Annotated in this window: 11 protein-coding genes; 10 read left to right on the top strand and 1 reads right to left on the bottom strand. The window is 49.2% G+C overall.

The annotated features are described in order from the left end of the window. Nucleotides 1-172 precede the first annotated feature (172 nt). Complete coding sequence (locus K331_RS0128165) at nt 173-1,153, bottom strand: LacI family DNA-binding transcriptional regulator (protein ID WP_028592906.1); 981 nt, start codon at nt 1,151-1,153, stop codon at nt 173-175. Between the two features lie 169 nt (nt 1,154-1,322). On the opposite strand from K331_RS0128165, the gene K331_RS0128160 reads away from it, so the two are divergent. The 10 genes from K331_RS0128160 to K331_RS0128115 all read left to right on the top strand — a co-directional run bounded on the left by K331_RS0128160 (nt 1,323) and on the right by K331_RS0128115 (nt 14,602). After that, on the top strand, nt 1,323-2,738 hold the full coding sequence (locus tag K331_RS0128160) for a glycoside hydrolase family 1 protein (protein ID WP_028592905.1): 1,416 nt from the start codon (nt 1,323-1,325) through the stop codon (nt 2,736-2,738). A 180-nt stretch (nt 2,739-2,918) separates the two neighbouring features. Next, on the top strand, nt 2,919-3,764 hold the full coding sequence (gene licT / locus K331_RS0128155) for a BglG family transcription antiterminator LicT (RefSeq protein WP_025679258.1): 846 nt from the start codon (nt 2,919-2,921) through the stop codon (nt 3,762-3,764). Nucleotides 3,765-3,940: 176 nt separating this feature from the next. Next, nucleotides 3,941-5,854, top strand: coding sequence for a beta-glucoside-specific PTS transporter subunit IIABC (locus K331_RS0128150; protein ID WP_028592904.1), 1,914 nt, complete (start codon nt 3,941-3,943; stop codon nt 5,852-5,854). 200 nt (nt 5,855-6,054) lie between these two features. Beyond that, nucleotides 6,055-7,068 (top strand): amidase domain-containing protein, encoded by a 1,014-nt coding sequence (locus K331_RS0128145; protein WP_028592903.1) that lies wholly within the window; start codon nt 6,055-6,057, stop codon nt 7,066-7,068. Between the two features lie 109 nt (nt 7,069-7,177). Further along, nucleotides 7,178-8,272, top strand: a complete 1,095-nt coding sequence (locus tag K331_RS0128140; protein ID WP_028592902.1) for a D-alanine--D-alanine ligase — start codon at nt 7,178-7,180, stop codon at nt 8,270-8,272. Between the two features lie 289 nt (nt 8,273-8,561). After that, on the top strand, nt 8,562-8,885 hold the full coding sequence (locus K331_RS0128135) for a hypothetical protein (RefSeq protein WP_018887357.1): 324 nt from the start codon (nt 8,562-8,564) through the stop codon (nt 8,883-8,885). 123 nt (nt 8,886-9,008) lie between these two features. Continuing rightward, nucleotides 9,009-10,010: a UV DNA damage repair endonuclease UvsE gene (gene uvsE, locus K331_RS0128130; protein ID WP_028592901.1), complete on the top strand. Its 1,002-nt coding sequence runs from the start codon at nt 9,009-9,011 to the stop codon at nt 10,008-10,010. Nucleotides 10,011-10,175: 165 nt separating this feature from the next. Beyond that, nucleotides 10,176-11,045, top strand: a complete 870-nt coding sequence (locus tag K331_RS0128125; RefSeq protein WP_028592900.1) for an inositol monophosphatase family protein — start codon at nt 10,176-10,178, stop codon at nt 11,043-11,045. 247 nt (nt 11,046-11,292) lie between these two features. Then, entirely contained in the window at nt 11,293-13,071 is a 1,779-nt protein-coding gene (locus K331_RS0128120; protein WP_028592899.1) for a cache domain-containing sensor histidine kinase, read from the top strand. Beyond that, the gene (locus K331_RS0128115; RefSeq protein ID WP_028592898.1) at nt 13,049-14,602 is read left to right on the top strand and encodes a response regulator transcription factor; all 1,554 of its coding nucleotides are present in this window, start codon (nt 13,049-13,051) and stop codon (nt 14,600-14,602) included. The genes K331_RS0128120 and K331_RS0128115 overlap by 23 nt, the downstream gene beginning before the upstream one ends. The last annotated feature ends 482 nt before the right edge of the window (nt 14,603-15,084 follow it).

Raw genomic sequence — 15,084 nt, 5'->3', positions numbered from 1 at the left:
TGGTGTAGTTACGCGTAGAGCTAATGCAGTCAAATGAATAAAAAGAGACCTGTACAGCAGTCTTGATCCATCTCAAGAAGTTACTATTCTTGAGTCCAAGCTCTTGAGTTCAAGCACTCACTGTGCAGGTCTTTTTCTATAACTTTGAATGAAATCCAGAAAGGCTGGTGACTCAGGTCGTAGAGCGCAGAATGAGCTTGTATTCCAGCTGGCTCTGCTTAAGCTCGGTATGCAGGAGCGTGGGGGCAAGCATGTAGAAGGCATGCTCTGCCTGGGCTCTGATCGGATTATGTACTGTCGTCAGCTCCAGTGTGCGTGATATCTCGTTATCATCGAACCCGACAATCGCTAGATCACCCGGTACGTTCAGACCATGCCTACGTGCTTCGCACAGAATACCTGCAGCGACATAGTCATTGGAGCATAATATGGCGTCTGGCAGCTCATGACCTTCCTTCTGGCGCTCAAGTAGGGTCTGAATCAATTGTTCACCATGATGAACAGAATATATAGAAGAAAAATAAAGTTCCTGTGCGATGGGAAGCCCATGCTCATGCATGATTTTCTCATAGCTGTGCATTCTACTTTGCGTATTGAGACTTTCAGGGCGTCCAAAGGCATGAGCTATACGGCGTCTTCCTGTCGCAAGCAGATGCTTGAGCGCCAGACAGTAGCCTATACCCTGATCCATGGCTACAGAAGGGATGACATGCTCGGGCATTCGTTGCCAGGATACGATGGGGCCGTATTTGCTGTATGTACTCAGCAGAGAAGGTGGGTTAGCGCAGGTAACGATCACGAGCGCATCCGTCCGCTTACTCCTTAAATCTTCAAAAGCTTGCAGCTCTGTAGCTGGATCGTCACCAGTGAAATAAATGACTGTCTGATAATCATGCTTTTTGGCTGTCTCAATGAAGCCGTTCAAGAACGGCATGATAATTTCACTGATGGTCCCGGTTACCAGTCCGATCTGTTGTGTCCGTCCCTTGGACAGGGATACGGCTGTACGATTGGGTACATAGTCCATCTCATCGATGACCTGCTGTACCCGAAGTCTGGTCTCGGCACTCACATGAGGGAAGCCGTTGATGACCCGTGAGACCGTGGCTTTGGAGACGCCCGACAGCCGCGCGATTTGTTCTAAATTAGCCATTTCCATTCTCCTTCGGAAAAGTCGCTTGACATGAAACGCGTTGCAGAACCTAGAATTGAATCAGGCCTAGAATCAAGTCTAGCAAATCCATTTGATTTTGCAAAATCCTGAGCTATAAGGCCATATCGGCTTTATATCCATCCACTTAACGAAAGGCAGGTTCATTATTATGAGCACACCATTTCCACAAGGATTTCTATGGGGCGGCGCAGTAGCTGCCAACCAACTCGAAGGAGCCTATAACGTAGACGGCAAAGGCTTGTCTGTACAAGACGTTATGCCAAATGGCATCAAGACTCCACCAACCCCGGAGCCTACCGAGGACAACCTGAAGCTGATCGGAATTGATTTTTACAATCGCTATAAAGAAGACGTTAAGCTGTTCGCGGAGATGGGCTTCAAGGTATTCCGTACCTCTATCGCCTGGTCCCGTATCTTCCCGAAAGGGGACGAGCTGGAGCCGAACGAGAAAGGTCTTCAATTCTATGATGATCTGTTCGACGAGTGCCACAAGTATGGTATCGAGCCGCTCGTAACCATCTCTCACTATGAGACTCCGCTGCATCTGTCCAGAGAGTATGATGGCTGGGTGAACCGTAAGATGGTCGGCTTCTATGAGCGCTATGTGACAACTCTGTTCAACCGTTACAAGAACAAGGTTAAATACTGGCTGACGTTCAACGAAATCAACTCGATTCTGGAAGCCCCATTCATGAGCGGCGGGATCAGCACACCGAAGGAACAGCTGTCCAAGCAGGATCTGTATCAAGCAGTCCATCATGAGCTGGTAGCGAGTGCGCTTGCTGTGAAGATCGGCCATGAGATCATGCCAGAAGCCAAGATTGGTTGTATGGTACTGAGTATGCCTACCTATCCACTGACTCCTAACCCGGACGATGTGATCGCTGTGATGGAATCCGTTCACAAGAACGACTTCTTCGCTGACATTCATGTACGTGGTCAATATCCTAAATATTTGAACCGTTATTTCAAAAAGCACAACATCAACATTCACTTCGAGCCAGGTGATGAAGAAATCCTGAAGAATACAGTAGACTTCATCTCATTCAGCTACTACGTGAGTATCTGTGAGACAGGTGATCCAGAGAAGAAAATTGCTGGTGAAGGCAACCTGCTGGGCGGCGTACCAAACCCTTATCTCCAAGCAAGTGAGTGGGGCTGGCAGATCGATCCGCAAGGACTGCGCTACGTGCTGAATACGTTCTACGATCGCTACCAAAAGCCTTTGTTCATTGTTGAAAATGGATTGGGTGCGGTAGATGAGCTGATTACGGACGAGAATGGCAACAAGACGGTACATGACGATTATCGCATTCAATACCTGAACGATCACCTTGTACAAGTGGGAGAAGCGATTGAGGATGGGGTAGAGGTAATGGGCTTCACGCCTTGGGGCTGTATTGACCTTGTAAGTGCCTCCACAGCAGAGATGAAGAAGCGCTATGGCTTCATCTATGTAGACCGCAACAATGACGGTACAGGCACACTGGAAAGATACCGGAAGAAATCCTTCAACTGGTATAAGGAAGTAATTGCTACTAACGGTGCAAGTTTGAAAAAATAGAAGAGCTTCTTTTTAACAATTCACCATCCATTGTTATTTACTTTGAGTTATGTTAGAATGGGTTACGGTCAAATAACTCTGGATTGTTACTGTTCATTCAGGCAAAACCAGCAACCGGCATTTTCAATTCATGCCTGTTTTGGTTTTGCCTTTTATACTATGACGGTTCAAGGTGATGGAATGAAAATTGCGAAGGTGCTCAACAATAATGTCGTTACGGTATTAGATGCATTCCAGAACGAGCTTGTGGTTATGGGACGTGGCATCGCTTTCAAGAAGCATGCTGGCGATACTATTGAAGAAGACCAGATCGAGAAAATCTTTTCGCAGGACAACAAGGAAGTATCACAGAAGCTGATGACCTTACTGTCCGATATTCCCGCAGAATATGTGGAATGCTCGGATGAAATCGTCCGGTATGCCGAGACGGTGCTGGGCGAGAAAATGCACGACAGTATTTACATTTCCTTGACTGATCATATCCATTTTGCCATTGACCGCCATAGGCAGGGACTTCCGATTCGGAATGCACTGCTCTGGGAGATCAAGCGGATGTACCGTAAGGAATATGCCATTGGTGAGAAAGCGCTACAAATTATCGAAGAGACGCTTGGTGTCTCCTTGCCAGAAGATGAGTGCGCTTTTATTGCAATGCATTTGGTCAACGCCCGGATGAATGGTGAAATGCGCGAGACGGTCAGCATGACCAACATCGTGAAGGACATATTGAATATTGTCAGACGCAGTTTTCTGGTGGAGCTGGATGAGGACTCTCTTAGTTATTACCGCTTCCTGACGCATCTGAAGTTTTTTGCTCAGCGCGTGCTGCAAGGCACAGCCGTTGAGCAGCGGGACAAGGATAACATGCTCCATGATCTGGTAAGTCGTCAATATCCGGAAGCTTTTGCTTGTGCGGAGAAGATCGGCAGCTATACTCGTAAGATCTACGGACGAGACCTGTCCAAGGAAGAGATTCTGTACCTCACGATCCATATTGAGCGGATTGTAGGGGGAGAAGCCAATTGAATAGGCAACACGGGATTGTTACTAATGTAGGCAAAACCTAGACTTTGAATCACGACAAGCAAGCATTGCATTGCTTCGGGGTGATTCAGGGTTCTAGGTTTTTTTGTTTGTACATGCTGTGGTTATTTCTACACATGCTACGAGCTATCCAATCCAAATTCAAAGGAGTAGACATCATGGATAAAAATGCTTTGTCCAAAGAAATACTGAAGCATGTCGGTGGAGAAGAGAACATCGATCAGGTCACACACTGTATGACTCGTCTGCGCTTCAACTTGAACGACAACAACGTTGCGAACAAGCAAGCATTGCAGAACACTCCTGGAGTCATGGGCGTTATGGTGAATGGCGGCCAGTTCCAGGTTATCATCGGTAACGATGTACCTGTGGTGTATAACGAGCTGGTGAATAATATGTCCAAATCCCCGGAAGCGAAAAAAGCAAGCACAGGCGATACTGAGCCAGTCAAGAAGAAGCGCTCTGTAAGTGATGTACTGGGCTTCATCTCCGGGATCTTCACTCCGATCCTGCCGGCCATCGTCGGCGCAGGGATGATCAAGGGGATTGTAGCCTTGCTGGTCTCCATGGGCTGGATGACCGAAGGCAGCATGAACCATTCTATTCTGTCCGCTATTGGCGACGGAGCATTCTACTTCCTGCCAATTATTCTTGGCTTTAGTGCAGCGAAGAAGCTGGGTAGTAATCCGTATATCGGTGCGGCGATTGGGGCGGCTATAGTCCATCCGACGCTCATTACCTTGCTCGCTTCTGGAGAGCCTGTAACCTTCGTCGGACTGCCTGTACTGGCAGCAACATACTCTTCATCGGTTATTCCGATTGTATTGGCCGTATGGCTGGCGTCTTATGTTGAGAAATTCGTAGATAAATACACACATGCTTCCTTGAAGCTTATTGTAGTTCCAACAGTAACTCTGCTAATCATTGCACCAATTACATTGATTGCAGTCGGACCGCTTGGTGTGGTTGTAGGTAATGGATTGGCAGATGGTATTGCCTGGTTGTTCGCGAATGCCGGACTGCTGGCTGGTCTGCTTGTAGGAGGTACCTTCTCCCTGATTATCATTACAGGTATGCACTATGCATTGGCTCCGATCATTATCGGTTCAATTGCTACATTGGGTTATGACTATCTGATTCCACTGATGCTGATGGCGAATATGGCCCAAGCAGCAAGTGCATTCGGTGTCGGTCTGCGTACGAAGAACAAAGGAGTTCGCTCCACAGCATATTCTACTGCTGTTACAGCATTTATGGGTATTACAGAGCCGGCGATGTACGGCGTGAACATGCGCTTTAAGAAGCCGTTCCTGGCAGCGCTCATCGGTGCAGCTGTCGGTGGTGCCTTCATGAGCTTCTTCGGCGCCAAGGCTTTTGCAATGAGTGGTATCGTAGGTATTACAGCTCTACCAGTCATGATTGGACCATCTTTCGTATACACCATCCTGGGTCTGGTTATTGGTATGGCTGTGGCTGTCGTGCTGACTTATATACTTGGCTTTGAAGATGTGAAAGAGGCAGCTCCTGCTACCGAGACTACAGCTGTTGAGAGCTCTGCTGTAGCAAGTGGGTCTGCTGCGACTGCGGCTGTACAGACACCAGAAGAAGTGAAAATGCAGGATGAGCAAATTTTCAGTCCGATTGCTGGAGAAGTGAAGCCGCTGTCTGCGGTCAATGATCCTGCGTTCTCGGAAGAGATTATGGGTAAAGGCGTTGCGATTCAGCCGTCCGAAGGACGTGTGGTATCTCCTGTGAACGGAACGGTATTCTCCTTGTCCAAGAGCGGTCATGCGATTGGTCTGGTAAGTGATACAGGTGCTGAGATGCTGATTCACATCGGTATCGACACCGTGAAGCTGAAAGGACAGCATTTCTCGCCGCAAGTACAGGCGGGAGTGAAGGTATCTGTCGGAGATGTGCTGATGGAATTCGACCATGTTGAGATTGCCAAGGCAGGTTACGATACCATTACTCCAGTAATCATTACTAACATTCACAATTACAGCTCCATCGAATCCTCCGGTGCCTCCACTGTGCAGGAGAAAGAGCTGCTGTATACTGTTAAGGCATAAGCTTTAATCCAAGTAATAATTGATTAAGAAAGGCTAGTCTCAGAGGCAAGCCGCCAGCAGCTAGTAGAGGTCAGCGTAAGCTTGATCCCTACTAGCTGTTTTTCTTTTCATATGGAACGAATTCATAACGCGTCCCATTTCCTCATAGACTTCGTAGAAGAGGAGCCTTAATTCTTGGGGGAGAGAGGGGAGGGTGCTCCATGGATGGGCAGGGTTGGAGACAAGCGCTATACAGCTATGTGAATCATTACAACAGAGTACAGGTGGGAGAGGGGCCTGTGCGGGAGGATGGCGTCATTACAGATCTGGGCCTACTGTACCAGCGAGGGGAGCTGCGGTCACGGCTTGTAGAATGGTATAGGGAGCGTGGAGCGGTGCCCCTGCGTAGCGAGACCCGGGCCAGTCAGCTCCGCGTTGTGACATCACTGCCGGAGGAGACTGTAGTGGATGTGCGACTGCAGCTTCGGGTGTTCTATGTGAAGGGTGGCATGACACATCGTGAGGACCGAATTGAGCAGGAGCGACTGACGTTTATTCGTGATGGACGGTACTGGATCATTTCGCGGGTAGAGAGGGATTCCGCTGAGGGTCGCTCGGAGACAAAGGTGGCCTTCCCAGAGACCGCGGATGGGCAAGGCTCGATCGTGAGGCCAGACAATCCACCATTTCTGAACCAGGAAGTGCTTGGTGCTAGCGGAGGAGGGCGGCCCATTCGGTACAGGCGGGAAGAGGCAGTTGCTTATGCTGATCGATGGTGGGACAGCTACAATCCAGAGTTTGAAGCATTCGATGTAGATTGTACCAATTATGTGTCGCAATGTCTCTTTGCAGGGGGGGCACCGATCCACTATACTGGTAAAAGAGAATCGGGCTGGTGGTACAGAGGGCGGTCTAGTGGCAAGGAGCTATGGAGCTTCAGCTGGGCGGTATCGAACGCGCTGGAGCGCTATTTGGGTGCTAGTGGGCGTAGCTTTGACGCGGTACCTGTGGAGCGACCGGAGCAGCTGATGCTTGGGGATGTTATCTCGTACGATTGGGATGGTGACGGTACGTTCCAGCATAGCACGATCGTCACGGCTTTTGATGCGGGAGGTATGCCGCTGGTCAACGCCCATACCGTCAGTGCGCGTCATCGTTATTGGGATTACCGGGATTCTTATGCGTGGACGGACAGGACGGTCTATCGCTTTTATCATATTGCGGATCATCTGTAATCGATCACGTTCCAGAAATGAGTCTATCCAGATGGATGGCATTTAAGCAGAACACACACAGGCTCGATATCACTTGAGTCACAGGCATGGTCAGAAAGCGGAGGTAAGCATGGCAGAGAACAAATTGACAGTCGGTCTTGTCTATGGAGGCAAGTCAGGCGAACACGAGGTATCATTACAGACGGCATATGCCGTGCAGAATGCTTTTGATTTCAGTAAATATGCTATTATTCCATTCTACATCACTAAGCAGGGCGATTGGCGGAAAGGTGCGGAGATCCACGAGCCCTTCCCTGCCATTGAGGATCTGAAGCTACCGAACGCTAGCGCATCAAGCAAGGACGCAATGAATAGCTTGTTCAGCAAGCTGTATGGTGAAGGTGGTGGGCCTGATATTATGTTCCCTCTGCTGCATGGCACATTCGGTGAGGACGGAACCATTCAAGGGCTCTTTGAGATGGCGGATATGCCCTACGTGGGAGCAGGCGTGCTTGCTTCTGCAGCGGGAATGGATAAGGTAGTCATGAAGAAGCTGTTTGCGCAGGCAGGATTGGAACAGGTTAATTTCTGCTATGCTACCAGCATCCAATGGCAGCAGGACCCGCATGAGCTGCTAATTCAGGTGGAACGTGAGCTGGGCTATCCATGCTTCGTTAAGCCTGCCAACCTGGGCTCCAGCGTCGGGATCTCCAAGGCCCGTAATCGTGAGGAATTGGAGAAGGCTGTGGAATTCGCCCTTCGCTATGATCTGAAGGTCATTGTAGAGGAGTTCGTGGATGCCCGTGAAGTAGAGGTCAGCGTGCTGGGGAATGAGGAGCCGATGGCATCTGTGCCTGGGGAGATCGTATCCTCTGCTGATTATTATGATTATGCTGCGAAATATACAGACGGCCAATCGGAAATGGTCATTCCGGCAGTGCTGGATGAGGAAGTTGTGGACCGTGTGCGTGAAGCTGCGTTGAAGGCATTCCGGGCTATTGAAGGCTGCGGCATCTCGCGAGTGGACTTCTTCGTCCGCAGATCAGATGGCCTCGTACTGATTAATGAGGTGAATACGATGCCAGGCTTCACCCCGTTCAGTATGTATCCGCTATTGTGGAGAGAGACTGGCGTATCCTATCCCGAGCTGCTTGATCATATGATCCGGTTGGGGTTAGAGCGTTATGCCCAGCGATCATCTCTGCAATATGAGCATGGTAACTAAGCTTCATAATTAAGCATATTTAATATGTAGCATGTTAAGGGGGAGAGCTTCTCCCCTTTTGCCATGGTATAAGAGATGCAGAAGTACCCACGATTTACATAGCTCAGCCGCTAGGATGATGATTTATGATATGGAATATTCACATAATGAACTCAGAGTTCACGGAGCAAGAGGTTCCTTGCTTCAGCTATTCGATAAAAGTTATTGCGTTACAGTTAATCGGCAATCGGAGATTAGCTGTTTTTCTGTTACAATCAATATACAGTATTCATATTTAGGAGGAATTCTCATGGGCTTCCAGACAGAGTTTAACTCAGTATGTAAATTCAAGAGCGAGCAAGAGCTGTACGAGCTGCTGGAATACGGGCGGGGGAAAATGGTGAAAAGCGGGCTGCGCGTCTTCCCGACAGGTCAGCAGGTTATTGCCTACAGTCCGGATAATGTTGCTGTTGCCATCGTAACCATTGTAGCGAGCATTGCCGAAATTAATTTTCAGGGTGAAGAGGTTACTGAGGTGGAAATGACGCTCAATCGCAAGCTGAACGAAGAGGAATCGAGAGTACAGACAGCCCTGGCAGATGAAATGTTCTTCAGTCGCCAGTCAGGTTCCTAGCATCTGGCGGAATTGAGACGCTACTTTCCGGGTAATATGCTTAATACAGACAGTCTGGCTTCGGGAGTGGATAGATGACTCGAGCAGGCTAGTGAAGTATGGACCCGGAAGGACGTGGAAGGCATGAGAGTCAGATTCGGATATGTAGCGATGTCCGTTACCGTCAGTAACGCATCTCCCTCCAGGACGATGACGTATGCCAGCTTTAGCAAAATCCCGGACAGAGAGGCTGCTATTCGCAAGCTGGAGCGTATCGCGGAGGAGAATCTACATAATACATTAAGGCTACTGCGTCATAATATGGCGCACGATATTATGGTCTATCGCTTCTCATCCAAGCTCATTCCGCTGGCTACTCATGCGGAGCTGCAGGATTGGGACCCGTATCCTGTATTGCGGCCAGCATTTGCCGCGCTTGGAGATGTGATCAAGAAAGCGGGCATGAGGGCATCCTTTCATCCCGATCATTTTACTGTACTGAGCACGCCCCGCCCCGAGGTGCTTGTTAGCTCCGTGCGTGATCTACAGCATCATGTTCGCATGCTGAAGGCGATGGGCCTGGGGCCAGCAGCGAAGAATAACATTCATATCGGTGGAGCCTATGGGGACAAACAGACCTCAGCGCTACGCTTCGAAGAGCAGGTAGCTCGTCTCGAACGGCCTATGCTGGAGCGGCTGACGCTGGAGAACGATGACAAGACCTTCACGGCATCCGAGACGCTGACCGTCTGCGAGCACACGGGACTGCCCATGGTACTGGACATTCACCATCAATGGGTTAACAATGACGGGGAGAGGCCCTGGGAGCTGTGGCCTACCATATTGAAGACGTGGCACACACCACTCGCTCAAGCCGGATCTTCGGTAGATAAGCCCCTGCCGCCCAAGATTCATGTATCCAGCCCGAAGAGCACGAAAGACCCAAGAGGTCATGCTGATCATGTCTCAATAGGGCCGTTGCTTGAATTTCTACGAGCCATAGCTGCCAAGACGCCGGAGCTCGATGTCATGATTGAGGCCAAGCGCAAGGATGAAGCACTGCTGAAGCTTATGGAGGATTTTCGAACCTACGAGGGTGAAGGGATTCGTATCCTGGATGGAGCGACGATTGAAGTAGAGGGCTGATGAGAGGAAATGCTGCTCGTCGCAATTTCGGGCGAAACTTTGCTATGGAAGTGGCGTATCTTGTACAAGCAAAGCAATCGAATTGATATTAATAATAACAACATCATGGGCACAGCAGCGTGGTTGCTGTGCTTATGGATGTGATATGAAAGTAGAGTGAGTGCTGTGAACGAGAGAGAACAAGAGAAGATTCCTTATGTCGTTACAAGCAAGAGCTATACTGCTGTAGCCATTAATGCTGCTTCAAAGGCGGGTGAATGGATCAAGAGTCGACTGGGAACGGTGGAGCACCTGAGTACGAAGCAATCTGCGCAGGATCTGGTCACCGAGGTGGACAAGGGAGCAGAGCAGATGATCCGCAGGCTGATCCTGACCCATTTTCCAGACCATGCCATTCTGGGTGAAGAGGGTGTAGAGCCGGGGCGTGAGGCCGCTGCTGCAGCATTAAAGGCGGCACAGGAGGAAGAGTTCCTATGGATTATTGATCCGGTTGACGGTACGACGAATTTTGTACATGGCTTCCCTTATTATTCTGTATCCATTGCACTGGCTCATCAGGGTGAGGTTATCGTCGGGGTCATCTATGACCCGTCCAGAGATGAAATGTTTGTTGGTGAGAAAGGGAAGGGCGCTTATGTGCATGGTACACGAATGACTGTATCAGAGGAGCGTGAGCTGGCCTCCAGCCTTGTCGCTATTGGTACGCCACCAGACCGTGAATTTGCGTTGCCCGTGAATATGAGGGCAATTCAGGCACTGGCTCCGCAGGTCAGAAGCCTCCGGGCCGGTGGCTCTGCTGCACTGCATCTGGCTTATGTAGCAGCCGGGCGTCTAAGCGCCTATACAGAAGTGGGATTGTCTCCCTGGGATGTGGCAGCAGGCGCCCTGCTGGTGCAGGAAGCGGGTGGTAGCATGACGGATACGATCGGAAAGAATTATGATCTGACCGTACGCCATATTGTGGCCAGCAACAAGCATATTCATGCCGAGCTGCTGGATGTTCTGCACAAGAACAACGCAACAGGTTTGGAATAACGAAGACAGGTTTGCGATAACGATGTAAAGTCATGTTGGTTCAAAATACCCCTTGCCGTTTAGTCCGGCTTGGGGTATTTTGAATGAAGATTATAGATTTTATACATTTTCGTCGAATGTAACCAATCTGTATACGTCGGATAACCTCCGTGGCCAATGGCTATTGTAAGAATGTACAGTGAGTGCCGCTATTCTTGTAACCTCAGCTTCCAGCTTGTACCTAACGATGTGCAGAAGGAGGAGTATGATGGCGAACAAAATCAAAAGCGCTTTCATAAACGCTGGAATTCATCATAAGATGATGCTGCTCATTACGCTGCTTATGCTGACCAGCTTTGCCATTTTTGCTGCTGTGCTGACATACGTCTTCAACATATATGATGATCAAATGTACAAGAAGACCTCTCAGGTGCTGAACATGTCATCCATAGATATCGAGAATCAGCTCAAGGAAGTGGAGCGTCTCACGTTCAATGTCGTCTCAGACCAAGCGCTGCAGGATCATCTCAGACAGCTTGAGAAGGAGGAATCCTCCTACGGTCGCACCGTGCTGCACAAGAAGATCACGAATCGCCTCATCTCTCTGGCTGGTTCAGAGAAATATGTCTATTCCATGCTATTGATTGATAATGAGGGAAAGGTGATGGCGGCAGGGAACCGTGAAGGGATTCCTGAGGATCTGCGCTCTCATCTTGTCCGTCTTGCTCAGGAAAATAGCGGCTCCAATGCTTGGTTCGCTCCAGGGGACTCGTCTCTGCTGGCAGTCCGTCAGATCAAATCCTACACGGGTCAGACCTTTACCCTGCAAGGATTAGGTACCTTGGTGCTCAAGGTGCGTATCGACCGAATCGTCAATGAACGCGTACAGGATGCGGATAGCGGACAGCTGATGATTGTAGACGGAGAACGCTTGATCTATCCTGAGGTCCCCCTGTTAAGCCCGGAAGGAATCAGCACGGAATTGAAGCGCACATTGCCTTATGGGATTGAATCCTACGACCAGGAGAGCTATTTTACGGCTAAAGCTACCTCAAGCTATACAGGCTGGACCTACTTGCACACGACTCCGTTTCAGGAAATGTTCCAAAGAGTCCAAGTGATCAAGGATCTGGTCATGGGAGTGTTCGTACTTATGCTGCTTGTAGCACTAGCGTGTGGTGCGAAGCTCTCTGTCAGCATTACCAGACCCATTCAGCAGCTCATCGCGAATATGCGCAAGATCGAGCAAGGGAATCTCGACAAGCTAAAGGAGGAATCCCTTGGCCGCATGCCTTCTCCATCTCATAATGAAGTTAGTCTGCTCTATCGTACCTATATTAAAATGATCCGGCGTATTCGTGAGCTAATCGACGAGAATTACGCTAAGCAGCTATTGCTTCGTGAAACAGAGTTGAAAGCGCTTCAAGCTCAGATTAATCCACATTTTCTATACAATACCTTGGAGTCCGTGAACTGGCTCGCCAAATTGAACAAGCAAGACAAGATATCGGAAATGGTGGAAGCGCTGGCTTTTCTGCTACGCAACGCCGTGAACCTGCAGGAGCAGCTGATTCCGCTTGAGCGTGAGCTGGATATTGTCCATAGCTATGTAACGATTCAGAAGACTCGCTTTGAAGAACGGCTGAACTTCGAGCTTGATCTGGAAGAAGGGGTAGAGACAGCGCTTATTCCAAAGCTGACCCTGCAGCCTCTGGTGGAGAATGCCATTCACTATGCCCTTGAACCACGTATTGAGCCTTGTCATATCGTCATTCGTGTTCGCCGGCAGGATTCTGCGCTGGAGATCTGTGTTGAAGATGATGGCCCAGGGATGACCAGTGACTTCATAACCAGGCTGCATAGCGGCAAGGTCAAGACCCGAGGGCAAGGTATCGGTCTCTCTAATATTGAAGAACGTATTCAACTAACCTTCGGCCAAGCATGGGGTATCCACTTAGAGAGTGGTCCTGGCCAAGGTACTCTTGTTCATGTCCGTATTCCATATGTGAAGGGGGAGGAGATTCATGTACAAAGTTCTGTTGGTTGATGATGAGCGTATGATTCTGGACGGCATATCTCAAGTGGTGGATTGGCAAAAATCAGGTGCCGAGCTGGTAGGCACGGCCCGCAATGGACTGGAGGCTTACGATCAGATTGTGAGCAATCAGCCGGATATTGTGATTAGCGACATCTCCATGCCGGGACTGGACGGTCTTGGCCTCGTAGCGAAGACTCATGAAGCCTATCCGGATATCCGGTTCATCATGCTGTCAGGCCACAAGGATTTCGACTATGCCTGCCGCGCGATGCAATATGGTGTGAAGCACTATCTGTTGAAGCCATGTAATGAGAATCAGATCAGTGATGCTATCAATGAACTGCGTAAAGAACGGGAAGAGCAGAGGGACCGGGACGACTTCGTAAGTCGGATGAAGCAGGATTTCGAGAAAATGCTACCTCATGTCAAATCGCAGGTGCTGCGTGAGTTCATCCTGAACAAGACATATGGAAGCCGGGATCTGGAATATTATCAGAACCTGTTCGGTCTGGAGCTGCAGAATAAGCAGGTGCAGATGGTGCTCATGCGACTGGAGGGTCCGCATGAGCCAGAGCATTGGTTCGCTCTTCAAAATATCGCCGCCGATGTGTTAGGCCAGGTGCTCTTCAGCACGACGATTCAGGGTCAGGTGCTTATTGTTGTAGAGAGTCCTGAGGAGTCGAGTCAGCTAATGAGCGGAGTGGAGGAGGTTCGCAGCACCTTTCACAAATTTTACAAGCTGGAGGTCACGGCTGCTGTCACTGAATCGGATCGCATGTTAAGGCTGCGCAAGATGTACCGCGAGGCATTAGAGTGTCTGAGTCACCGCTTTTATACGGGGGAGGGTAGTCTGATCACCAAGGATGATCTCGCTACGAGTGACTTGAAGGAAGGCGATGAGCTGGATCTCGATGTAGAGGAGCTGTGCATGTTTATTAAGGCTGGTAATCGGGAGAAAGTGGCAGAGGAAGTGGATCGTCTGTTCAGCATTCTTGCAGTACAGCGTCATGAGATTGCGGTGACCCGTTCCTACGTACTGCAGCTCTATGCGGCGATGATCCGGCTGTGCCCTCAGGAGGAACGAACAGACTTCACGGCTCAGATGGCCAGCCTGTCTGAGATGGATACGCTGTCCGAGCTGCAGGAGTTCGTCAAGAATGCGGCTGAGAGCCTGACAGCCCTCTATTACAAGCGTAATATCTATCGTCAGTCCTCAACTGTTGATAAAATGATCGGAATTATTGAGGAGAACTATCACAAATCAGACCTTTCCCTGAATGGAGTAGCGAATGAAATGCTATATATGAACTCCGATTATCTTGGGAAGATCTTCAAACGTGTCACAGGTGACAACTTCTCTCATTATGTGAATCGCTACCGGATTGAGCGTGCGGCCGAGTATATCCGCCGAGAGGGTGATGTGAAAGTGTTCGAGTTGGCCGAGATGTTCGGCTTTGGTGGGAATGCACAGTACTTCAGTCAGGTTTTCAAGAAATGGAGCGGGACGACACCCTCGGAGTATATCAGGTCCCAGCTGTAAGTGAATGAGGAGAGGGAGTCATGGGGCTTATTCTTTAGAGATAATTCTTATGTAAACTGTCGACTTGTCAAAAGTGGGCCACCAGGAATAAGTTTCTGGTGGTTCATAGACGCTCTTTGTACAGCGCAAAGAGGGTAAAGTAAGTTAAGGGATTCAACTCTGGCGTACGGCATTATGCTGCAGAGGGCGCTTTTCTTAAAGGTAATCCTCATATATCTAATAGAGATGGGGGATGAAGCAGAGTCAGAGTTTTAAAATATGCTTGCTTTTATTCTGCAGACATGATAGATTAATGTTCTGCCGTTAAAGTGAGCGGCAAACGAGTGAATTAGAAGTAAAAAGTATTTTTAAAAAAAAGCTTGCACTTCTCTCGGTAACATGTTATGATCTTATAGCTGTCGCGAAAACGACAGGAAAGAAAAACGAAGTTGATCTTTGAAAACTGAACAACGAGTGAGCGGATTTTGTGAAGCAAAATCCAA

Origin of the sequence: Paenibacillus massiliensis subsp. panacisoli DSM 21345, from assembly GCF_000426545.1 — a bacterium.
In the GTDB taxonomy this organism is placed as follows: Bacteria; Bacillota; Bacilli; order Paenibacillales; family Paenibacillaceae; genus Paenibacillus; species Paenibacillus panacisoli.
Note: the sequence above shows the minus strand (reverse complement) of the source record. Positions and strands in the feature narration are given on the sequence as shown.